Source organism: Sphaerisporangium corydalis (assembly GCF_025506355.1).
In the GTDB taxonomy this organism is placed as follows: domain Bacteria; phylum Actinomycetota; class Actinomycetes; order Streptosporangiales; family Streptosporangiaceae; genus Sphaerisporangium; species Sphaerisporangium corydalis.
Window position 1 is genome coordinate 15,956 of record NZ_JANZYP010000006.1, and the last position, 20,534, is coordinate 36,489.

Genomic DNA, 20,534 nt, shown 5'->3' on the forward strand with positions numbered 1-20,534 from the left:
CGGTCAGCTCCGCGCTTCTAGTGCCTTGAGATAGCCGCCGGAGGGGGCGACCCAGCCGAAGATGCCGCCCTGGGCGGCGATCATTTCGAGCCCGTACCGCTGGAACTCGGCGAAGTACGAGCCCACGCAGTCCGACAGGACCAGGCACTCGTAACCGCGGTCGTTGGCCTCGCGGACGGTGGTGTGCACGCACACCTCGGTGGTGACCCCGGTCACGACCAGGCTGCGGATCCCGCCCTCGTGCAGGACCTCGTCGAGGCCGGTGGCGTAGAACGCGCCCTTGCCGGGCTTGTCGACGACGAGTTCGCCGTCGGCGGGGGCCAGTTCGTCGATGATGTCGTGGCCGTACTCGCCGCGGATCAGGATCCGTCCCTTGGGGCCGGGATCCCCGATGCGCAGCGAGGGCGCGCCTCGGCCGAGCTTGGCGGGCGGGCAGTCGGACAGGTCGGGCAGGTGCCCCTCGCGGGTGTGGATGACGGTCATCCCGGCGGCGCGGGTGGCGGCCAGCACGGCGGCGAGCGGCGGGATCACCTGCCGGAGCAGGGTGACGTCATTGCCGAGGGTCTCCCCGAAGCCCCCGGGTTCGACGAAGTCCCGTTGCATGTCGATGAGAAGAAGTGCGGTGTGCCGGGGGTCGAACGCGTAGGCGTAGGGTTCGGCCTCGACGAGAAGCGGATCGGACATGGGTGGCTCCGTCCCTCAGATCCTCCTTTTGTCGATTGTCGACAGAATTGTGTCGCGCGCTGGTCGCTCCGGTTACGCTTCTGTTAGCCCGGTGATCGTCCGGATCGTTTGGGTGATCAGCCGATGTAGGTGCGGGCGCCGTGCCGGGCCAGCGCGGACAGGGCGGTGGCCGGGTCGCCGGAGGCGATGGCGTCGAAGAGCCGCTGGTGGCGCTCCACTCCCAGGGAGGGGGCGCGCTGCTCGGCCTCCCTGCGCAGGTTGGCCGCCATGTAGAGCTGCAGCTTGAGGATGACCGGCTCGTAGACGAGCTGGAGCTGGCGGTGGCCGGCCAGCGCGACGAGCGCGACGTGGAACCGCCGGTGCGCCTCGTTCTCGCTGAGCGGGTCGTCGGCCGCGACCGCCGCCGCCATGCCGTCCAGCGCTCCGGCGAGCGCGGTGAGGTCGTGCGCGCCGTCGGGCGGCAGCGCGGTCTCGACCGCGTAGCGCTCCAGCACGTCGCGCAGGCCGAACAGCTCGTTCACGTCCTCGGGGGACAGCTCGGCGACGCGGACCCCGCGGCGGGGCGAATGCTCCACCAGGCCCTGCTGCCCGAGCGACCGGAGCGCTTCGCGCAGCGGCGCCCTGCTGGTGCCGAACCGCTGGGTGAGCTGCTCCTCGATCAGCCGCTCGCCCGGTGCGAGCGCCCCGCTGAGAATCTCGTGGCGGATGCGCCGCATCGAGAGCTCGACGAGGCTGGGAGGCTCCAGGATCCCGTCGTCCGGCTCCACCCGTCCACCTCCTCTCGCCGTTGCGATCAACTCTGTCAGACGTCGCGGGGCGCGGCGCGGGCGGTGGCGGTGGTGAGGAGCCTGCGGGCGGTGCGGTAGCGGGCGGCGTCGCTGGTGTCGCCGAGCAGCACGCCGACCATGGTGTGCCCGCCGACGACCGAGACGAACATCAGGCAGTACCCGGCGGCACGGGTGTACCCGGTCTTCAGGCCCTCGGCCTCGCCCGGCAGCAGCCGGTTGGTGTTGTGCCAGGCGTGCGCGCGGTGCGCACCCGTACGGGTCACCGCGTGCCGGGGGGTGCGGACGACCGCGGCGATGACCGGGTCCTTCAGGACGATCCTGGCCAGGGCGACCTGGTCCCGCGCGGTGGAGTGGTCGCCGCCGGTCTGCGGGAGCCCGTCGGGGTTGGTGTACACCGTGTCGCGCAGGCCGAGGGCGGCCGCCGCGCGGTTCATCTTGGCCACGAAGCGCTGGACGCCGGGGCCGTAACGCCGCGCGAGCGCGTTGGAGGCGTCGGCCCCCGACGGCAGCAGGAGGGCGTACAGGAGGTCCCGCACGGTGAGCCGTTCGCCGGCCCGCAGGCCCGCCCGGGTGGCGCCGGAGGACGCGGCGTGCCGGACGTCGGCGCGGGAGACGGTGACGACGTCGTCCAGTGACGCCGAGTGCCGCACGACGTAGGCGGTCATGATCTTGGTGAGGCTGGCGACGGGCGCGCGCCGCGTCTCGCGCTTGGCGAACTGGACCGTTCCCGATGTGACGTCGACGAGGTAGACCTCCTTCGCCGTGACCAGCGGAGCGGTCCGCGCGAGGGCCGGGCCGGTGAGGCCGGCGGCCGTCAGGAGCGCGGCCAGGAGAAGGACGGTCACCATGCGCATTCGGTAATGATCCCATGTCCGCCATCTCGGACATGGTGAAGGACGCGCGGACTATGGCGGTATTTGCGACAAATGCCAGGTGGGACGGCCAAAGAGCCTGATGCCCGAAACTTCGTTTTTCGCGCACTGGGGATGCAACCAGACGGCAAGTGGGGAGCAACCACAGCGGCGTACACCTATGAGTGGACGAAAGGGGACAGCCATGAGAACGCGAGGCGGCCGGACGCCGGTAGGCGATCTGGTACCGATCATGACTAGTGGTACGGCCACCGCGTTCAAGCTACTGGTCGCCACGCTGGCCTTCGCCGGCGCCTACTTCGGAGTGACGACCACGCGCAGCGCGGCCGAGCCCGACCACGGAACGACCCTCGTCGCCGGCACCCCGGTCAGGACCGTCGTGCTGTCGGCGCGGTCGATGCCGGTCGAGGCCAGGCACATCCCCCAGGCCGGCATGGTCACCGTGGCCGCCGCCACCGCCACCGCCTCCTGCGGGCGGACCTACCACGCCCAGGCCGTCATCGACCCCGGCCCCTCCGGCGACCCCGTCGTGTACGGCTGGCGCCTGCAGCGTTGGAGCGTCTCCGCGCACGAGTGGCGGTCCTACCTGTTCTCCGGGACCGACGGGTTCATGGGCGCCCAGCGCACCGTCGAGTGGTACCCGCGCGTCGTGGACAACCCCGGCTGGTACCGCGTCGAGCTGACCGTCGCCGGCAAGGGCGGCGTGCTCAGCGAGAAGTTCCAGATCACCTGCTGAACGGCGGCACCCCGGGCCCGCCCGCGAGGGACGCCCGTGGTCCGGCCCGCACGGGGCCGAGGGTCACAGGTTGCCGAGGGCCTTACGCGCCGCCGACACCCACCGGGGGATGCCGACACGCTCCCCGACCGCCAGCGCCTTCTCGAAGTGCCTGCGCCCCTCGTCGGGCTGCCCCAGATGCATCGCGAGGTCGCCGAGCGTCTGCGCCACCGGCCACAGCGCCACCACGCCGGTGCCCGCGCCCGCGATGCGGTCGGAGAACGGGCCGAGCGTGGAGTACGCGTCCTGCATGCGATCGCGGTCGCCCAGCAGCATCCCCGCCAGCGCCCGCCACGTCATGGCCAGCTCGTACAGGAAGTCGGGACGCACGGCGGTCCTGGTCGCCGCGACCGCGCGGGCGTCCTTGGTGTGGCCCGCCGAGGCGAGGGCGACGGCGTAGGCGTCCAGGGTCCACTTGGCTCCGCGCCGGTGCGCCTCCTCCAGCGGATCCACCATGTCGGCGGCCTTGCCGTCGACCAGGTGGAGGCAGAACGTGGTGATCAGCGGCAGGTCCTGGCGGCCCTCCAGCATGCCCGCGCGAGCGGTGAGCCGTGCGGCGTTGCGGTAGGCCTTCTCCGCGCCGGTGTAGTCGCCGGTGATCATCATGCGCATGCCGGCGTACCAGGCGCCGACCGCCGACGGCGCCGGCAGGTCGTACTGCTTGGCGAGCCGTTCGGCGGCGCTGATCTGGGCGTCGGCCTCGGCGAAGTCGCCGCGCGCCGCCGCGCACTCCATGAGCACCAGGTGGGCCAGCGCCTGCACGGCGATCTGCCCGGACGCGGCGCCGACCTCCAGCAGCTCGCGGCCGATGGCCTCCCGCTCGTCCACGACCGTGATGACGTACGACTGGCGCAGCCGGCCGCTCAGCGCGACGGCGAGCAGCGCGGGGTCGCCGCTCTGCCGCGCCAGCTCCTCGGCCTCCAATGAAGCCTCGTACCCGCGGCCGGTCGCCGAGCCCTCCAGCTCCAGGGCCAGGGTCGCCAGCAGGCTGGCGCGCAGCGACTGCTCGCCGGGGGGCAGTTCGATGAGCGCCCGCTCGGTGACGTCCACGATCTCCCAGGCGGTGCGGGTGAGGTCGCGGGCGATGCCCTTGTACGGCACGGCGACCGACGCGGCGATGCGCGCGGTCATCTCCAGGTCGCCCAGCGGCAGCGCGGCGTCCATCGCCTCGCGGCGGCGGGCGCGCGCGGCCGTCATGTCCCCGCACAGCGCGAGGGCCTTGATCAGGCGGAGCTGCAGCAGCAGCCGCTCCTTGGGGGGCCCGCCCGAGGGGTGACCCCGGTCGAAGGCGGCGATGGCCCGCTCCCAGAGCGTCGCCGCCTCGCGGTGGGCGTAACGGCGTTCGGCCTGCTCGGCGGCCAGGCCCGCGTAGTGGACGGCCTTCGTCGCGGTCTCCACCGTGCCGGCGGCGTCGTAGTGGTGGGCCAGGGCCGCGACGTCGGACGGCGACCGGCTCTCCACGACCGACGCGACGGCGGCGTGCAGCCGCGACCGGCGTAGTCGCGAGGCGTCGGAGTAGAGGGTGTCGCGGACCAGGTCGTGGTCGAAGCGGAGCATTCCCGGGCCCGGTTCGGTGACCAGCCCGGCCAGCAGCCCGGCCTCCACCGCGTCGACCACGGCCTCCTCGTCGCCCGAGATGTCGACCAGGGTGTCGATGTCGACGTCGCGGCCGATCACCGCCGCCTGCAGCAGGATCTGCTGGGCGGTCACCGGCAGCCGGGTGATGCGGCGGCGCAGCACGTCGCGCACGCCCGATGGGACCTCGGAGATGACCTCGGCGGCGGTCGCCCGCCCGCCGGTGGCCTCGGAGTCCAGCAGCCGGACCGTCTCGCGGACGAAGAACGGGTTGCCGCCGGTGCGCTCGATGATGGTGCTGACGGCGTCCTCGTCGACCTCGCGGACGCAGGTCGCCCGGACCAGCTCGGCCACCGCCTCCTGGTCGAGCCCCTCAAGGCCGACGCGCACCGGGCCGAGCCGGGCGAGCGCGGCGAGCACGTCGGACTGCTGGTCGTTGAGCTCGCCGTCCCGGCAGGTCACCACGAGCAGCACCCGGCTGGTCGCCAGCAGGCTGGGCAGGGCGCGCAGCAGGGCCAGCGTCTGGTCGTCGGCCCAGTGCAGGTCCTCAAGAGTGAGCAGCACGGGGGCGTCGCGGGCGATCCCCGCGATGTACCCGCCGACGGCGCGGTGCAGCCGGAAGCCGCCCGAGGCCTGGTCGTCCTCGTCGGTGGGGGCGGCGTCGTCCAGCAGCGGGGCCAGCAGCGAGCCGTACTCGCCGGTGCCACGGACGGAGACCAGCGAGCGCAGCACCTCGACCCACGCCCAGCCGGGCGGGGTGGCGCTGCTGTCGGGGCAGCCGCCGGACGCGGAGATCCAGCCCTGCCGCGACAGCTCAAGGCCGAGCTGGCGCACCAGCGTCGTCTTGCCGGCGCCCGGGTCGCCGCCGACCACGGCGGCGGTGAACCGGCCCGACAGGGCGTGCGGCGCGGCGCCGGTGAGCCGGGCGAGCTCGGCGTCGCGGCCGACGAACGGCTCGGGCGACAGCGGGGGCATGTCGGCGGCCTGGTTCTCCGGGCGCGGCGGCCAGGTGCCGGCGATCTCGGTGTGCCGGGGACGCTGGGGGACCGTCAGCTCCAGGGCCGGGTCCTGCGACAGGATGTCCGACTCCATCTTCCGCAGCGCGGGCCCCGGGTCGATGCCGAGCTCGTCGGCCAAGGTCGTGCGGGCCCGGCGCAGCGCGGCCAGGGCGTCGCCCTGCCGCCCGCAGCGGTACAGGCCCAGGGCGAGCAGCCGCCAGCCCTCCTCGCGGAGGGGATGCTCGCCGGTGAGCGCCTCCAGGTCGGGCACGGTCTCGGCGTGCAGGCCGAGGCGCAGCCCCGCGTCGGAGTGCCGCTCCCTGGCCACCAGCCGCAGCTCGGAGAGCCTGCTGACCTCGGCCTCGGCCCACTGCTGCTCGGCGAAGTCGGAGTAGGGCGTGCCGCGCCACAGCCCGAGCGCGGTCTCCAGGCCCGAGCGCGCCGGCTCGAAGTCGTCGTTCTCCAGGTACTTGCCGGCCGACCTGACCATGGCCTCGAACCGCAGCGCGTCGACCTGGTCGGGCGCGGTGCGCAGGGCGTACCCCGAGGCGACGGTCACCAGCAGCCGGTTGGGGCCGCCGCGCGGGCGGCCGGGTTCGAGGACCCGCCGCAGGCGCGAGATGTACACCTGGAGGCCGGACTGCGCGCCCTTGGCGCCCTCGTCGGTCCACAGGTCGAAGAGCAGGGTGTCGACGGGCACGACCTGGCCGCGTGCGACGAGTAATCGCGCGAGCACGGCTCGCTGTCGCAGACCGCCGAGGTCGACCTCGGCCTCGTCGTACGCCTCGACTGGCCCAAGAACGCGGAACGTCACCATTTCAGCCGCCACGCTATGCGGGCCCGTCAAGGACGCACAAGGTGTTCGACAAGGCCCGCCCTCCTTATATGCCCGCCCGTAACGGGGCCTCGACACGGCCACGGGTGTCACGAGGCTACAGGTACCGGCGTCCGCTCGTTGACGATGTGCGCACCGGGACTAGGAGTGCGAGGCGGGCTGCGGGGAGCGGTGGTCGCCGGCGGCGCCGCGTCGCCGCAGCAGGGACCACGCGCCGAGGGCGAGGGCGCCCCAAGGGATCTCGATCGTGTACGTCCAGAACCCGAACAGGATCGCGGCGGCGGTCGCCGGGCCGGCGGGCTGGCCGAAGGCGATCAGCAGCGCGGCGGTGCCGCCCTCCATGATCCCCGCGCCGCTCGGGGTGATCAGCGCGCTGGTGAGCACGCGGCTGACCGCGAAGACGGCCACGGTCTCGGCGGGGCCGGGGTAGGAGCCGGTCGCCACCAGGCAGCACGCCATGATCAGGCACTGCAGGGCCAGGAAGGCGAACATGCCGAGCGACAGGCCAGGCCACCGCCGGTGGACGATTTCGGCGGTGTCGGCGCGCAGCCGGTGGATCGCGTCAGAGGCGAACCGCGCGGGCGGGCGGATCCGGCGCGGCAGCAGGCCGAGCAGCCCGTCCACGGCGCGGCCGAGCAGGGTGGCGGCCCGCTCCCAGTAGAGCGCGGCGGCCACGACCGCGACCAGGACCAGGATGGACACCGCGCCGCCCCACGCGGCGTTGGTCACCCGGGAGTCGGGGATGCGCCCGGCGACGAGCAGGGCGATGATGCCGGCCGCGGGCAGGATGAAGCGGAACAGGGTGTTCCAGATGCCGGTGACCAGGGTGTAGACCACGACCGGGCGGGTGGCGAAGCCCCATCCCTTGGTCATCCCGAAGGTCAGCGCCACCCCGGCCGCGCCGCCGAAGGGCAGCAGGTTGCTGACGGCGCTCCCGGCGGCGTTCAGCGTCAGGGCCTGGAGGTGGGAGAGCCCCGGCAGGGCCGAGGTCATCACGAACGTGTAGGCGTACAGGCTGGCCAGCCACAGCACGCCCATCAGAAGGATCGTCCGCCAGCTCAGCGCGGCGAACTGCGCGCCGATCTCGGTCCAGCTCACGTTGGCGCCGGTGAGCCCGTGCACGATCTGCGGCAGGAACACCACGAGTAGGACGGCCAGGGCGAGGGAGGCCACGGAAAGGCCTGCCTGAACCCATTTGTTCCTCATCGGGTGCCCCCTGCCTCGTCCGGTGTCGTTCTCGCGCGCCGCCTCTCCCGCGGCCGGTGGTGCGGGCGGCTCCCAGTCTGCCCAGCGGCCGCCGGGCCGATCTCATCCTCGCGGAGGAGATCCGACCCTGAGCGGGAACCGGGTCCGCGCCCTGCCGTCCCCCTCATCCGGTCTGCGGGGGGAGGTCGTCGAACGGGTGGGTCCGCCGGGTGCCCGGCGGCAGGTCGCGGCGCACGTACCACTCGGTGCCGAAGATCAGCCGGTACAGCGGGCCGGGGATCCTCAGCATGACCGCGAGCGTGCGGTCGGTGTCGCCGCCGGTCGCCTGGGAGGCGTGGGCGGCCATGCTGGCCCGTTTGACCTTGGCGAACCTGCGGACGTTGATCCGGTGGGTGATCACCTCGCCGGGGGAGTACGCCCGCTCGAACGAGCGCACGTCGAACTCGGGGGGGAAGCGGTAGAAGCGCTGGGCGAGCCGGAGCCCCCTGAGCAGGGGGTCGCGGTTGACGGTGGCCTCCAGCAGGATGGGCGTCCCGGCGATCTCGGCCGCGCGCTGCCCGACCCGGTAGACCTGGACGTGGTCGGGGTGGCCGTAGCCGCCGGCCGGGTCGTAGATCGTCAGCAGGTCGGCGCTCTCCTCCTTGAGCACCGCGGCCAGCCGCTGGGCGGCCTCCTCGATGTCGGCGTCGATGAAGGAGTTCTCCGGGCGGTCGTCGCTCTCGCCGGTGCCCTCGCCGAGCCCGGAGTCGCCGTAGCCGAGCAGCACCACGCGGGCCACCCCCAGCGCGGCGGCCGACTCGTACAGCTCGGCCGTGCGCGCCTCGGCGAGCCGGTCGCCGTGGGGCAGGTCGGCGAGCCCGCGCTCGCCGGCGGTGGCCACGACGAGGATGACCCGATGCCCCTCGGCCGCCAGCATCGCCATGGTCCCGGCGGTCAGCAGCGCTTCGTCATCGGGATGGGCGTGGAAGAAGACCGCGGTACGTGCCACGCCGCAATGATTCCACGGCGCCGTTCCCCGCGTCCCCGGCGCCTCCCCCGGGCGGGGGTCCAGAAGTCCGGTTGAACTCCGTCAAAACGGTCGTCACCGGTCACGGCGCCCAGGAGGGCCGGGCCGGGCCGCTCACGGGGGCGGTACGGCCGCGTTTGAAGCGGGTCGCGGGCTCTGCCAGGCTGGCGGGGTGCGGATCCTTCACGTCAGTGACTGCTACCTGCCCCGGCTCGGGGGCATCGAGGTGCAGGTGGCCGATCTGGTTCGAGCGCAGTCCGACGCCGGTCACCACGTCGAGGTGGCCACGGCGACCCCGGGCGAGCGCGTCGCCGGCGTCCACCGCGTCGTCGCCCGGATGCCCTTCGACCTGCCGGTCCACCCTTTCGGAGGACGCCACCTGCTCCGCCTGATGACGGCACGGCGCCCGGACGTCGTGCACGTCCACACCGGCGCGGTGTCGCCGTTCGCCTGGATGGGCGTGCGCGCCGCCGTGCGGGCCGGGCTGCCGGTGGTGGTGACCGTGCACAGCATGTGGGACCCGGTCACGCGCGCGGTCTACCGGGGGCTCGACGGGGTGTTCGGGTGGAGCCGGTGGCGCATCGTGGGCACCGCCGTCAGCCAGGCCGCCGCTGTGCCGATCCGCGCCGTCGCCGGGCGGCGGGTGCCCGTGGACGTGGTGTCCAACGGGCTGGACGTCTCGGCGTGGCGCCCGGCGGACCTCGCGCGCCCCGAGGGGACGGGCGAGGTGCACATCGTGGCCGTGGGACGGCTGGCCCCGCGCAAGCAGCCGGTGCGGTTGCTCAGGCTCCTGCTGGAGGCCAGGCGCCGCGTGCCGAAGGAGGTCGCGATGCGGGCCACCCTGGTGGGGGACGGGCCCGCGCGCGGTTCGATGGTGCGTTTCCTGCGCGCCCACGACATGGAGGGGTGGGTGTCGCTGCCGGGCCGCTACTCCCGCGACCAGATCCGCGAGCTGCTGGCCTCGGCGGACGTGTTCGTCGCGCCGGCGCCGAGGGAGTCGTTCGGCATCGCCGCCCTGGAGGCGCGGGCCGCCGGGGTGCCGGTGGTGGCCCGCGCGCAGAGCGGGGTCGCCGACTTCGTCCGGCCGGGCAAGGAGGGCCTGCTCGGCGGCACCTTCGACGAGCTGGTGCGCTCGGTCGCGCGGCTGGCGCGCGACCGGGAGCTGCGCGAGCTGATCGCCCGGCACAACCGGGAGACCGAGCTCACCCGGTGCGCCTGGCCGGCCGTCCTCGAAGGGTTCGAGCGCTCGTACGAGCTGGCGGCGGCCAGGGTCTGACGTCAGGAGCAGGCGGAGGCCAGCTTCTGGGTGGCCTCGGAGGCCTTGGTGGCGAACTGCGGGAGCTTGGCCGCGGCCGCGGCGGGGTCGGAAGCGTCGATCTTGAGACCGCTCCAGGTGGTCGACAGGTCCGCGAGCGTCGTCTTCAGCTCACCGTCGGCCTGGCCGGACAGTTCGTTGAGCCTGGTCGCCAGCGCGGCGCCGGCCTTGTTGATGCCGCCCAGGTCGCCGGTGGCCGCCGACATCTGGGTGGTGTAGTCCTGGAACGCCTTCATCGCGCCTTCGCAGGAGGCCTTGGCGCTACCGCCGCCGCACGCCGAGGCGAGTGAGACGAGGACGGCCGCCGAGGAGACGGCGAGGATCCGGCGGGTGACGGTGACGTTCATTGTGTGCCTTTCCTAGTGGTCTGTCGCGATGGACAGGCTAGGGACGGCAACTTGCGGATCACTTTCACCGTGCCTGCACGGGCGGGAACGGGCTTGGAGGAGCCGGTCCGGAGAAGGTACGCGCTAGAAGGGGAGTACTCGGCCTGAGGGGCTGCGCAGGTCCAGAGGGCTGGGACGACGTACTGGCTTGGGCCGTGGTGTGATGAGAATCCGCTTCATGACCTTCTCCTTCGGTACGGGCTCACACTTCCCTCGTCGCTCGTCGGCGGACAGGTCCTTTTCCCCAATGGGTATTTCAACGGCCGGGCGAGGTGCGTGGACCCGACCTCACCTCCTGTTTACCCTTTCTTGGGCCGCCGCAGACGCTTCCGACCTCAGTTTCTCTGATCTTGATAGGCCACGGAACCCCTAACGAACCCCTCGCGGGGGAGGGCTCGCACCCCGGCGGGCGGGGCGTTCGCGGGTCCGTGACGGGGGTGGACATAGCTGAAGGCTAAAAACGCAATGTTTCCGCTGGCAACCTGTTTTGTTGCAAGCTCCCGCGACCGCCCCCTCCGCGCCGGGCGCCGAGGGGGCCGGCACGGGTACGCCGAAGGCGCCGGGGGAGGCGTCACGCCGGCCCGGGGGCGGCCAGCATGGCGCCGAGGCGAAGCGCCTGCTCGGTGGCGCCGCCCAGGGTGAACTCGGCCTGCTTGGCGTGCAGGAAGTAGCGGTGCACGAAGTACTCCTCGGCGATGCCCATGCCGCCGTGGACGTGCACGACCGCGTGGGCCACGCGGTGCCCGCCGTCGGCCGCCCAGAACTTGGCCGTGGCCACCGCCTCGGCCGCCCGCCTTTCCTGGTCCGCCGTCGTGCCCTGAGCCGCCGCCTCGGCCCGCGCCTCCTCCGACAGCAGCCAGGCGGCCTGCCACATCGTGAGCCGGATGGCCTCGACGTCGATGTGGGCGTCGGCGAGCCGGTGGCCGACGGCCTGGAACGAGCCGATGGGGCGGTTGAACTGGTGGCGCTTGCCGGTGTACTCGGCGGCGGCCTCCAGCGCGCGGGCGGTGACGCCGAGCTGGACCGCGCACAGCCCGAGCGTGGCCATCTCCCGCAGCCGTCCTGCCATCCCCTGGCCGCCCGGCTCCGCGCCCGTCCCGTCCTGGGCGTCCGGCTCCGCGCCCGTCCCGTCCTGGGCGTCCGCGCCGGGGCCGAGCAGCGCGTCGTCGGGCAGCGTGAGGTCCAGGTGGAGCAGGCCGGTGACCTCCTTGGCCGTCGTCCGCTGCGGGGTGACCGTCAGGCCCGCCGTGCCGGCCGGGACCAGGAAGATCCGTTCCCCGGCCGGGACCAGGATCAGGTCGGCCACGGTCGCGTACGGGACCCCGGTCCTGACGCCTTCGAGCCGCCAGCCGCCGCCGGTCCGCCGGGCCGTCACCCCGGGCGCGCCGGCCGGGCCCGCGAGCGCCGCGGTCAGGACGAGCTCGCCCCGTACGGCGGGGCGCACCCACCTCTCCCGCTGCTCGGAGGTGCCGAAGGCCGCGATGGGCCAGGCGCCGAGCACCGCCGTCGCGAGCAGCGGCACCGGGGCGAGCACGCGGCCGGCCTGCTCCAGCACCAGGCACTGCTCCAGCGTGCCGTACCCGCCCCCGCCCAGATCGGCGGGCAGCGCGATGCCCACCAGCCCCGCGTCGGCGAGCGTGGACCACAGGCCGGGGTCGAACCGTTCGGCGCCCCGGCCCTCCAGCTCGGTGAGGGAGTCGTGGGTGACCCGGTCGGTCAGGATGCGGCCGGCGAGCCGTACGAGCTCGCGCTGGTCCTCTGTGTAGGCGAAGTCCATGTCGTCCTCAGCGTGGCGGGCGTGGCATGCCGAGACCGATCATCGCGATCATGTCCCGCTGGATCTCGTTGGTGCCGCCGCCGAAGGTGAGCATCAGGATCGTGCGGTACATCCGCTCGATCCGCCCGTGCAGCACGGCGCCGGGGGTGTCGGTCAGGTGGGCGTCCTCGCCGAAGCACTCCATGAGCAGGCGGTAGGCCTCGATCGCGAACTCGGTTCCGAAGATCTTGGTGACCGAGGCGTCCGCCGGGCCCACCTTGACCCCGTGGTCCAGACCCCACGCGATCTTCCAGTTGACCAGCTTGAGGAACTCGACCTTGGCGTGCACCCGGCCGAGGTTGGCCTGGACCCACTCCTGGTCCAGGACCCTGCGCCCGTCGCCGAGGCGGGTGGCCGCCGCCCAGTCGCGGGTGCCCGCGAGCACGGCCTGGATCCCGGCCGCCGAGCACAGCGCGACGCGTTCGTGGTTGAGCTGGCCGGTGATCAGTTTCCAGCCGTCGCCGGGGCGGCCCACCAGCGCGCCGTCCGGCACCCGGACGTTGTCGTAGAAGGTCTGGCTGGTGACCTGACCGGCCATCGTCGGCACCGGGGACCAGCCGAACCCGGGGGTGCCGGTCGGCACCAGGAACACCGACAGGCCCTTGTGCCGCGCGGCCTCGGGGTCGGTGCGGACGGCGAGCCACACGTAGTCGGCGGCGCTGATGACGCTCGTCCACATCTTCTGCCCAATGATCACCCATTCGTCGCCGTCGCGCTCGGCCCGCGTGCGGAGCGCCGCGAGGTCGGTGCCGGCCTCGGGTTCGGAGTAGCCGATGGCGAAGTGCATCTCCCCGGCCAGGATCCTCGGCAGGAAGAAGTCCTTCTGCTCCGGCGTGCCGTACTCCATCAGGGCCGGCCCGACGCTGCCGAGGGTCAGCAGGGGGATCGGGACCCCGGCGGCCATCGCCTCGTCCGCGAAGATCAGCTGCTCGACCATGGTGCGGTTCTGCCCGCCGTACTCCTTCGGCCACCCGATGCCGAGCCAGCCGTCCTGGCCCAGGCGGCGGATGATCCGGCAGTAGGCGCTGTCCTTGCCCATCGTGGCGGACTCGCCCCCGGACATCTCCTCGCGGAGGGCGGGTGTCATGATCTCGGTGAAGTAGTCCCGAAGCTCCGCGCGGAGCCTCTCCTGCTCTGGCGTGTAGGCGATCTTCATGGTCGCACGCTCATGGTCGTATCCCCTCCCGGCGGAGGTATCGTGCCACGTGGCCGCGACTCCAGCAATCGCTTGGTGGGTTCAGCGGACGGCCCCGGGCGTGCCGGGCGGCCAGATGCCCACGTGCAGGAGCTCGTGGGCGTAGGAGTACGCCACGAGCTGGCTGCGGTTGCTGCAGGCGAACTGGTCGAGGAGCTTGCCGATCCGCTCCGCCACCGTGTACCTGCTGAGATGCATCTCGCGGGCGATCCTCGTCGTCGTGTACCCCCGAGCCAGCATGACGATCAACCATCTGTCGCGATCATTTACCCGGTCGTCGGAAGCAAGATCCATGAGTGTCCCTTGGTCGGATCGACTTCGCCGCAAGCGCTGTGGGGAGGTGCCTCGTCACCGACTCTAGGCAGGCCCGCTTAACCACCGGTATGGCGTGACCATGCGGCCGGTTATCGGGCGTGGCCCCGCCCTCCCGTGATCAGGGAGTCCCACGGGCGCGCCGGGGTGTCCGTCCCCCGGGGCGCCTTGCCCTGGAGGATCTCCTCGTACAGCCTCCGGAGCACCGGGCTCGGGTCGATGCCGAGCTCCGCCGCGAGGTACCGGCGCACGGTCTCGAACTGCGACAGCGCCTCGGGCGCGCGCCCGCAGCCGGCCAGCGCCGTCATCCTGGCCGCCACCAGCCGCTCACGCGCCGGGAAGAACGGCACCAGGTCGTCGAGCCCGGTCAGGACCTCCACGTGCCTGCCCCGCTCGATCTCCAGCTCCGCCCAGTCCTCGTTGATCGTGAGATACAGCTCGGTGAACCTGGCGACCGCCTCGTCGATCAGCGGGACACCGGAGAACTCCGCGAGCGGCCGGCCCCGCCACAGGCGCGTGGCGTAGTCGAGCAGGGCGAGCGCCGTCTCGGCGTCCCCCCTGCGCCGCATGTCGCGACCGGCCCCGGCGAGGTGCCGGAACTTCAGCAGGTCGAGGTCGTCGGGCCCGGCGTCGAGCCGGTACCCCCAGCCCTCGTAGGAGATCCGGTCACCGATCTTCCTGCGCAACGCCGAGACGTACACCTGGAGGTTCTTGCGCGCCGTGGGCGGCGGACGCTCGCCCCACAGGGAGTCGATCAGCTGGTCGGTCGGGACCACCTGGTTCGAGCTCGACAGCAGGATGGCGGCCAGCAGCCGGGCCTTGCGCGCGCTGATGTGCACCATCGCGCCGTCCACCCGGATCTCCAGCGCCCCGAGCACGCAGGCGTCCATGCTCGGCGTCCTGTCCCGCGCCAGCCCGGTCCTGTCGGTGCCCAGCATCAGGAACCCGGCCAGGTCGATCGTGGAGGACCCCTGCCGGGTCGCCTGGCGGTGCAGCGTGCGCACCATGGACAACGCGGAGATGGAGACGTCGTCAACGCCGGCCTTGGACTCGAACCACCGCCAGTCGCCGTCCGGGTTGACCTCGAGGAAGACCGGCCCGTCCTCGGTCAGCAGGAAGTCGAAGGCGCCGTAGCGCAGCCCCCACAGCTCGGCGAGCTTGTGCACCGCCTCCTCGACCGCCTCGGGGACCGCCACCGGGCGCACCGCCACCGACGCCGCGTCGCGCCAGATCGCCTCCGGCGAGGACTTGCCGACCTGGAAGGCCCGGATCTCGCCGTTCACGTAGTACACGCGAAGCTCCGCCCGGTGGTCCACGTACTCCTGGACGATCATCGGCGTGTCCCGTACGGCCAGGTACCTGGCCCGGGCGCCGTCCATGATCTCCGGGAAGATCCCCTCCATGGTGCCGGGCTCGGTCTCCACGAAGTGCCGGTTGAGCGCCTTGACGATGATCCGGTCGCTCGACAGGGCCGCGCTCGCCGCCCCCGGGTCGGTCGTGACGATCGTCCGCGGCGTGCGGATCCCCGCCCGCGCCGCGCCGTCGAGCTGGACCAGCCGTCCCGGGTCGGCGCCGCCGGGCAGCCGGACCGCCGACAGCGACGAGATCTGGTCGACCAGGGCGCACCAGGAGTCGGCCCGGAACAGCGACGGCGCCGAACCGTCCCCCTCGGGGATGGCCCGCGCCGAGAAGTGCCGTACCCAGGTGACCGTGGGGATGACGCGCCGCCCGTCCACCGTCAGCGACCCGTCCTCGTGCAGGGTGAGGATCCGCAGGTCGGCGACCGACCCGGCGTCGATCCGCACGCTCGGCACGCCGAGGGTGCGCAGCCCCCGCTGGAGCACGGCGAACTCGGCGAGCCCCGCGCGATCCGCCAGGACCACGCAGGGCAGGGGGACCGTGGGGTCGACGATCTCCTCCGGAAGGTGCCAGGTCACGCCGGGAGGGCCGGACGGCATCCGCAGGGTGTACGGAACATCGCCGGGTCCCCGATTGAAGTTCACTGAGAATCCACCGCCTCGCCTCGGGTATCCCATACAGACTCGCTTCGGCGGCGGCTCAGCTCCGAACCACGCGCGCACCAGGGGCGAGGGGCGGGCCGGGGAGGGACGGCGGCTCGTAGCCGCCGCTCGTGGTGACGTCGTCCATGCGCCGATGGTCATCGGACCGGCCGGGACGCACAATCGCCCCTCTGTCGTTCGGCAGATGAACCACCTGTCGTTCGGCAGAGGCGCCGTCCCGCGATCTCCGCCCGATCGGGATCGGTAGCCCACGTTCGTGGGGTTGTGCCACCTCCTTGTCACGAGGCGATACTCGACCATCGGCGGGCGCTCGGTGGACCGGCAGGGACGTGACGGACGGCGAAGTGAAGGGTGGGACCGTGTCGGGTGACGTGGTGACGGCCGAAGGGCTGACCAAACGCTATCGGCGAAGCGCCAGGCCGGCCGTGGACGACGTCTCGTTCGAGATCGCGCAGGGGGAGACCATCGGCCTCCTCGGGCCCAACGGCGCCGGCAAGACCACCCTGATCAAGATGATCTGCGGGGTCACCGCCCCCACCTCAGGCCAGGTGCGCGTCTTCGGCGCCGACCCGGTGCGCCAGCCGGTCGAGGCCAAGAGCGGCATCGGGGCGATGCACCAGTCGGGCCCGTTCGACATGATGCTGCCCGCGCTCGACAACCTGCGGATCGCCGCCCGCTTCCGCGGCCTGAAGTGGCGCGACGCCCGGCCGTGGGCGCTGGAGGTGGCCGATTTCCTCGGCCTGACCGACGCGCTGCAGCGGCTGTGCTTCCAGCTCTCCGGCGGCCAGCGGCAGCGGCTGCAACTGGTGCGGGCGCTGCTCACCATCCCGCGGCTGCTGATCCTGGACGAGCCGTCCGCCGGGCTGGACGTGGCGGGGCGCCGCCAGGTCGAGCGCTTCGTGACCTGGCTGCGCGAGGAGCACGGGGTGACCATCCTGTGGACCAGCCACCACATCGACGAGCTTGAGCGCAACAGCCAGCGCGTCCTGGTCATCGACCGGGGGCGCGTGCTGCGCTTCGCCAAGCCGCGCGAGATCGTCGAGGAGTTCGGCAGCACCCACATGCTGGTGACCGTCGAGGACCCCGAGGCGGCGCGCGTCGTGGCGGCCTGGGCCGAGAAGGCCGGGCTGACGGCCACGGCCGCCGAGTTCGAGGTGCGCGTCCACGGCGCGAAGGTGCGGGACGTGCTGCCGGAGCTGTCGCGGCACTGCCAGGACCACGGGGTCGCGATCAGCGGGGTCTCCACCGCCTCGGACTCGCTGGAACGGGCCTTCCTCCGGATGACCGAGAACGAGGGGTGACCATGACCGAGACGCTGCGGTTCGACAACGCCCCCCCGGCCGGTACCGCGAAGGCGGCCGATCTGTCGGCGGTGCTCTACCGGGAGTACGCGCTGCTCGCCCGCAACCGGGTGTACCTCATCCTCGGCCTGACGCCGATGCTGGTGTACCTGCTGCTGGTGAACACCTCGCTGAGCAACCTCGTCACCGTCGTCGGCTACCGGGGCGTCGAGGTGCGGTTCGCGGTCTTCCTGCTGCCCATGACGCTGGCGATGTCGGTGGTCAGCGCGGCGGGGACCTCCAGCATGGCGCTGTTCCAGGAGGAGCTGAGCGGGGTGGCGACGCAACTGTGGTCCTACCCGCTGCGCAGGTCGCGGTTCCTGCTCGGCAAGGTTATCGCCGGGGTGTCGCTGGTGCTGGCGCAGAGCCTGCTGGGCCTCGGCGTGGCGGTGCTCATCTTCGACTTCCCCTTCGACCTGGAAGGCTGGCTCGGCCTGCTGACGGCGCTCACGCTGGCCGCCCTGGCCTTCAACGGCCTGTACCTGGCGGTGGCGATCACGATCACCGACTTCCAGGCCTTCATGGTGCTGTCGAACGTGTCGATCCCCGTGCTCGTCTTCAGCGCCCCGTCGCTCTACACCGTCGACAGCATGCCGACGGTGCTGCAGTGGGTGGCGGCGGTCAACCCGCTGACGTACGCGATCAACGGGATGCGGGACGCCGCGCTGTTCGGCTTCGCCGACGCGTGGGGGAACATGCTCGTGCTGGTCGTCATGGCGGTCGTGGGCTACACCGTGGGCGGCCGTGGCCTGCTCAACCGCGCACGCAACATCTGATCCCGTACAAGGGCGAGGGACGATGCGGACAGACAATTCTCTTTCCTGGATGCTCTCTGACTCCGACCAGTCCAAGGTCCGGCTGCCGGGCACCGACAGGGCCCGCGACCCGGCGGCGACCTCGGAGATGGCCCGCCGCGCCGCGCGGAAGGTGGGCATCACCCGGGTCGCGGACATCACCAGGCTCGACACCATCGGCATCCCCACCTACCAGGCCATCAGACCGACCTCCAGGACGCTGGCCGTGTCGCAGGGCAAGGGGGTCACCCCCGAGCTGGCGAAACTGTCGGCGACGATGGAGGCCGTCGAGCTCTGGCACGCCGAGCAGCCCATGCCCGCGATCGCGACGGCCTCCCCGCGCGAGGTCGCGGGGCACCTCGGGTACGACGTCCGCGACCTGCCGCTCTCCACGCCGACCGTGCTGCACGACGGGCTGCCGCTGGACTGGGTCGCCGGCTGGTCGCTGGTCGACGGCGCCGAGACGCTCGTGCCCCGCGACGCGGTGGCGTTCACGCTCGCGCGCAGGCAGGGCTGGAACCCGCCGGTGTTCTTCGAGTCCACCAACGGCCTGGCCAGCGGGAACACGCTCGTGGAGGGCATACTGCACGCCCTTTACGAGGTGATCGAGCGGGACGCCGTGACGGCGTCGCTCACCGGCGGCGACCGGGGCGTCCGCGTCGGACCGGCCACGCTGGGGTCGCCGGTCGTCGACGAGCTGTGCGCGATGCTCGCGCGGGCCGGGGTCGCCCTGGAGGTCAGGTCCCTGCCGTCGGCCACGGGGGTGCCGTGCTTCCTGGCCCGGATCACCTGCGAGGACTACCCCCCGCCGTTCCTCGGCTACGGCTGCCACCTCAGCTCCGAGATCGCGCTCACCCGGGCGATCACCGAGGCCGCGCAGTCCAGGCTGGGCTACGTCTCCGGGGCGCGTGACGACCTGCGGCCGGAGGTCCACAAGGACCCGGGCCCGAGGCGTGCGCCGGTCCCGGCGGCGGACGGCGAGGCGATCCAGGAGGCGCCAGCGCACGGCAGCCTGGTCGACGACCTGGAGGACGTGGTCAAGCGCGCCGCCGTCGCGTTCTCCCACGCCCCGCTCGTCGTCGACCTGACCAGGGACGACATCGGGGTGCCCGTCGTCAGAGTCGTGGCGCCCGGCAGCCGCGTCATCCCGGAGGTGTTCTAGTGAGCCCCGCGAAGGTGGTCGTGTACGCCGGGCCGACGATCTCCCGCGAGGAGGTGCTCGGCGTGGTCCCGCAGGCGCGGGTGCGCCCGCCCGCCGCACGGGGCGACCTGCTCAAGGAGGAGTGGGGCCGGGACGACACCGCCGTCATCATCGACGGCTACTACCGCGAGCGGCTGTCGGTGGGCCACAAGGAGATCCTCTGGCTGCTCGACGCGGGCGTGAACGTCATCGGCGCCGCGAGCATGGGCGCGCTCCGCGCTGCCGAGCTGAGCCCCTACGGCATGACCGGCGTCGGGTCGGTGTACCGCATGTACGCGACCGGCGAGGTCGACGGGGACGACGAGGTCGCGATCCTGCACGGGCCCGCCGAACGGGGGTACCCCGCCGGCACGGTGGCCATGGTCAACCTCCGCTACGGCTGCCAGGAGGGGGCCAGGACGGACCTGGTCCCGGCGGCGGCCGGTGAGCGCATCGTCGAGGTGGCCAAGGCCAGGCCGTTCACCCACCGGACGTGGGACGAGCTGGCGGGCGAGCTGGGCTGCGGCGACCACGACGCGCTGCGCACGCTGGAGCGGATGATCGGGACGGGCGCGTGGGACCTGAAGCGCCTGGACGCGCTGTCGGCCCTGCGAACCGCCACCCGCCGGGCCGATGTGTCCGGTACGCGGGCGGGCGGCGAGGTCCTGCACGGTGTGTCCGGTACGCGGGCCGCTGACCCGGCCGATGCGCGGGCCGCTGACGAGGCCCCGGCCGATGCGTGGGCCGCTGACGAGGCCCCAGCCGGTGGGTGGGTCGCCGACGAGGCGCTGACGGGGGTCATCCACTACGAGGCGCTCAGGTGGCGGTCGACCCGCGAGTACGCGCCGGGCAGGTGGATGTCCGACCTCGACGTGCTGAACGCGGCGCGGCTGTTCGGCGAGGACTACCCCCGGCTGCACGAGGAGGTCCTCACCGGACTCCTCGCGGGCTTCGCCGAGGCCCAGGGCCTGGAGGTGGACGCGTACGCCCGCGCCCGGCTCGGGGCCGGCGAGGACCCCGATCTGCCGCCCGCCCTCGCCTCCTGGCTCACCGGCGCCGAAGCGGCCACGCTTCCGGTCGCCGAGCGGCTGCGGCTGGTCATGGTGCGGGTGTGGCCGGTCTGGCAGTCGGCCGACTGGCGGCCGGACGTCCTCGCGCGGGTCAAGGAGTCGAGCCGGTGGGCCGAGTGGACGGGCCTGGTCGCCCACGCCGACGAGGTCGCGGAGAAGACGCGCGGCCGGGTGGTCGTCCCGCCACCGGAGGTCTGCGCGAAGCTCTTCCTGCGGCACTGGAAGCGGGGCGGGACCTCGGCGGAGGTCGAGATGGCCCGGCGGGGGTTCTTCGGCATGGAGGACCTGGGCCGGACCGTGACCAGGTTCTTCGCCATGGACGTCCAGAACGCCCGCGCCGCCAGGACCCGCTGAACATGGCCCCGC

The 20,534-nt window shown here is 72.7% G+C and carries 17 protein-coding genes; 6 read left to right on the top strand and 11 right to left on the bottom strand.

The annotated features are described in order from the left end of the window. Positions 1-3 precede the first annotated feature (3 nt). The 3 genes from NYZ98_RS06250 to NYZ98_RS06260 form a co-directional block, all read right to left on the bottom strand. Complete coding sequence (locus NYZ98_RS06250) at positions 4-684, bottom strand: cysteine hydrolase family protein (protein ID WP_262841574.1); 681 nt, start codon at positions 682-684, stop codon at positions 4-6. Positions 685-800: 116 nt separating this feature from the next. Beyond that, entirely contained in the window at positions 801-1,451 is a 651-nt protein-coding gene (locus tag NYZ98_RS06255) for a GntR family transcriptional regulator (RefSeq protein ID WP_262841575.1), read from the bottom strand. Positions 1,452-1,486: 35 nt separating this feature from the next. Next, a complete protein-coding gene (locus NYZ98_RS06260) occupies positions 1,487-2,326 on the bottom strand; it encodes a D-alanyl-D-alanine carboxypeptidase family protein (RefSeq protein WP_262841576.1) in 840 nt (279 codons plus the stop codon). A gap of 250 nt (positions 2,327-2,576) precedes the next feature. On the opposite strand from NYZ98_RS06260, the gene NYZ98_RS06265 reads away from it, so the two are divergent. After that, positions 2,577-3,080 (top strand): hypothetical protein, encoded by a 504-nt coding sequence (locus NYZ98_RS06265; protein ID WP_262841577.1) that lies wholly within the window; start codon positions 2,577-2,579, stop codon positions 3,078-3,080. Between the two features lie 63 nt (positions 3,081-3,143). On the opposite strand, the gene NYZ98_RS06270 is transcribed toward NYZ98_RS06265, so the two are convergent. The 3 genes from NYZ98_RS06270 to NYZ98_RS06280 all read right to left on the bottom strand — a co-directional run bounded on the left by NYZ98_RS06270 (position 3,144) and on the right by NYZ98_RS06280 (position 8,721). Next, complete coding sequence (locus NYZ98_RS06270) at positions 3,144-6,509, bottom strand: AfsR/SARP family transcriptional regulator (protein ID WP_262841578.1); 3,366 nt, start codon at positions 6,507-6,509, stop codon at positions 3,144-3,146. Positions 6,510-6,668: 159 nt separating this feature from the next. Continuing rightward, a complete protein-coding gene (locus NYZ98_RS06275) occupies positions 6,669-7,733 on the bottom strand; it encodes a lysylphosphatidylglycerol synthase transmembrane domain-containing protein (RefSeq protein ID WP_262841579.1) in 1,065 nt (354 codons plus the stop codon). Positions 7,734-7,896: 163 nt separating this feature from the next. After that, on the bottom strand, positions 7,897-8,721 hold the full coding sequence (locus NYZ98_RS06280; RefSeq protein WP_262841580.1) for a PIG-L deacetylase family protein: 825 nt from the start codon (positions 8,719-8,721) through the stop codon (positions 7,897-7,899). A 190-nt stretch (positions 8,722-8,911) separates the two neighbouring features. Between NYZ98_RS06280 and NYZ98_RS06285 the strand changes: the two genes are divergently transcribed. Further along, entirely contained in the window at positions 8,912-10,015 is a 1,104-nt protein-coding gene (locus NYZ98_RS06285; RefSeq protein ID WP_262841581.1) for a glycosyltransferase family 4 protein, read from the top strand. Positions 10,016-10,017: 2 nt separating this feature from the next. On the opposite strand, the gene NYZ98_RS06290 is transcribed toward NYZ98_RS06285, so the two are convergent. The 5 genes from NYZ98_RS06290 to NYZ98_RS06310 form a co-directional block, all read right to left on the bottom strand. Further along, the gene (locus tag NYZ98_RS06290; protein ID WP_262841582.1) at positions 10,018-10,401 is read right to left on the bottom strand and encodes a hypothetical protein; all 384 of its coding nucleotides are present in this window, start codon (positions 10,399-10,401) and stop codon (positions 10,018-10,020) included. Between the two features lie 610 nt (positions 10,402-11,011). Further along, on the bottom strand, positions 11,012-12,217 hold the full coding sequence (locus NYZ98_RS06295; RefSeq protein ID WP_262841583.1) for an acyl-CoA dehydrogenase family protein: 1,206 nt from the start codon (positions 12,215-12,217) through the stop codon (positions 11,012-11,014). Positions 12,218-12,224: 7 nt separating this feature from the next. Beyond that, positions 12,225-13,412 (bottom strand): acyl-CoA dehydrogenase family protein, encoded by a 1,188-nt coding sequence (locus NYZ98_RS06300; protein WP_262841584.1) that lies wholly within the window; start codon positions 13,410-13,412, stop codon positions 12,225-12,227. A gap of 81 nt (positions 13,413-13,493) precedes the next feature. Continuing rightward, positions 13,494-13,745 (bottom strand): LuxR C-terminal-related transcriptional regulator, encoded by a 252-nt coding sequence (locus tag NYZ98_RS06305; RefSeq protein ID WP_262841585.1) that lies wholly within the window; start codon positions 13,743-13,745, stop codon positions 13,494-13,496. A 110-nt stretch (positions 13,746-13,855) separates the two neighbouring features. Beyond that, complete coding sequence (locus NYZ98_RS06310) at positions 13,856-15,766, bottom strand: BTAD domain-containing putative transcriptional regulator (protein WP_262841586.1); 1,911 nt, start codon at positions 15,764-15,766, stop codon at positions 13,856-13,858. Between the two features lie 377 nt (positions 15,767-16,143). On the opposite strand from NYZ98_RS06310, the gene NYZ98_RS06315 reads away from it, so the two are divergent. Genes NYZ98_RS06315 through NYZ98_RS06330 form a run of 4 tightly spaced genes read left to right on the top strand, consistent with a single transcriptional unit; the run spans position 16,144 to position 20,522 of the window. Next, a complete protein-coding gene (locus NYZ98_RS06315; protein ID WP_262841587.1) occupies positions 16,144-17,085 on the top strand; it encodes an ABC transporter ATP-binding protein in 942 nt (313 codons plus the stop codon). A 2-nt stretch (positions 17,086-17,087) separates the two neighbouring features. Further along, the gene (locus NYZ98_RS06320) at positions 17,088-17,900 is read left to right on the top strand and encodes an ABC transporter permease (RefSeq protein ID WP_262841588.1); all 813 of its coding nucleotides are present in this window, start codon (positions 17,088-17,090) and stop codon (positions 17,898-17,900) included. 49 nt (positions 17,901-17,949) lie between these two features. Further along, a complete protein-coding gene (locus NYZ98_RS06325) occupies positions 17,950-19,080 on the top strand; it encodes a YcaO-like family protein (RefSeq protein ID WP_262841589.1) in 1,131 nt (376 codons plus the stop codon). After that, positions 19,080-20,522 carry a TfuA-like protein gene (locus NYZ98_RS06330; protein ID WP_262841590.1) on the top strand — a complete coding sequence of 481 codons (1,443 nt, stop codon included), beginning with the start codon at positions 19,080-19,082 and terminating at the stop codon, positions 20,520-20,522. Before NYZ98_RS06325 ends, NYZ98_RS06330 begins: the two co-directional genes overlap by 1 nt. The last annotated feature ends 12 nt before the right edge of the window (positions 20,523-20,534 follow it).

Bases quoted from the DNA above. Each gene is read 5' to 3' on its own strand.
- NYZ98_RS06250 (WP_262841574.1), bottom strand. From the start codon at position 684: ATGTCCGATCCGCTTCTCGTCGAGGCCGAACCCTACGCCTACGCGTTC.
- NYZ98_RS06260 (WP_262841576.1), bottom strand. From the start codon at position 2,326: ATGCGCATGGTGACCGTCCTTCTCCTGGCCGCGCTCCTGACGGCCGCC.
- NYZ98_RS06265 (WP_262841577.1), top strand. From the start codon at position 2,577: ATGACTAGTGGTACGGCCACCGCGTTCAAGCTACTGGTCGCCACGCTG.
- NYZ98_RS06270 (WP_262841578.1), bottom strand. From the start codon at position 6,509: ATGGTGACGTTCCGCGTTCTTGGGCCAGTCGAGGCGTACGACGAGGCC.
- NYZ98_RS06275 (WP_262841579.1), bottom strand. From the start codon at position 7,733: ATGAGGAACAAATGGGTTCAGGCAGGCCTTTCCGTGGCCTCCCTCGCC.
- NYZ98_RS06290 (WP_262841582.1), bottom strand. From the start codon at position 10,401: ATGAACGTCACCGTCACCCGCCGGATCCTCGCCGTCTCCTCGGCGGCC.
- NYZ98_RS06295 (WP_262841583.1), bottom strand. From the start codon at position 12,217: ATGGACTTCGCCTACACAGAGGACCAGCGCGAGCTCGTACGGCTCGCC.
- NYZ98_RS06300 (WP_262841584.1), bottom strand. From the start codon at position 13,412: ATGAAGATCGCCTACACGCCAGAGCAGGAGAGGCTCCGCGCGGAGCTT.
- NYZ98_RS06305 (WP_262841585.1), bottom strand. From the start codon at position 13,745: ATGGATCTTGCTTCCGACGACCGGGTAAATGATCGCGACAGATGGTTG.
- NYZ98_RS06320 (WP_262841588.1), top strand. From the start codon at position 17,088: ATGACCGAGACGCTGCGGTTCGACAACGCCCCCCCGGCCGGTACCGCG.
- NYZ98_RS06325 (WP_262841589.1), top strand. From the start codon at position 17,950: ATGCTCTCTGACTCCGACCAGTCCAAGGTCCGGCTGCCGGGCACCGAC.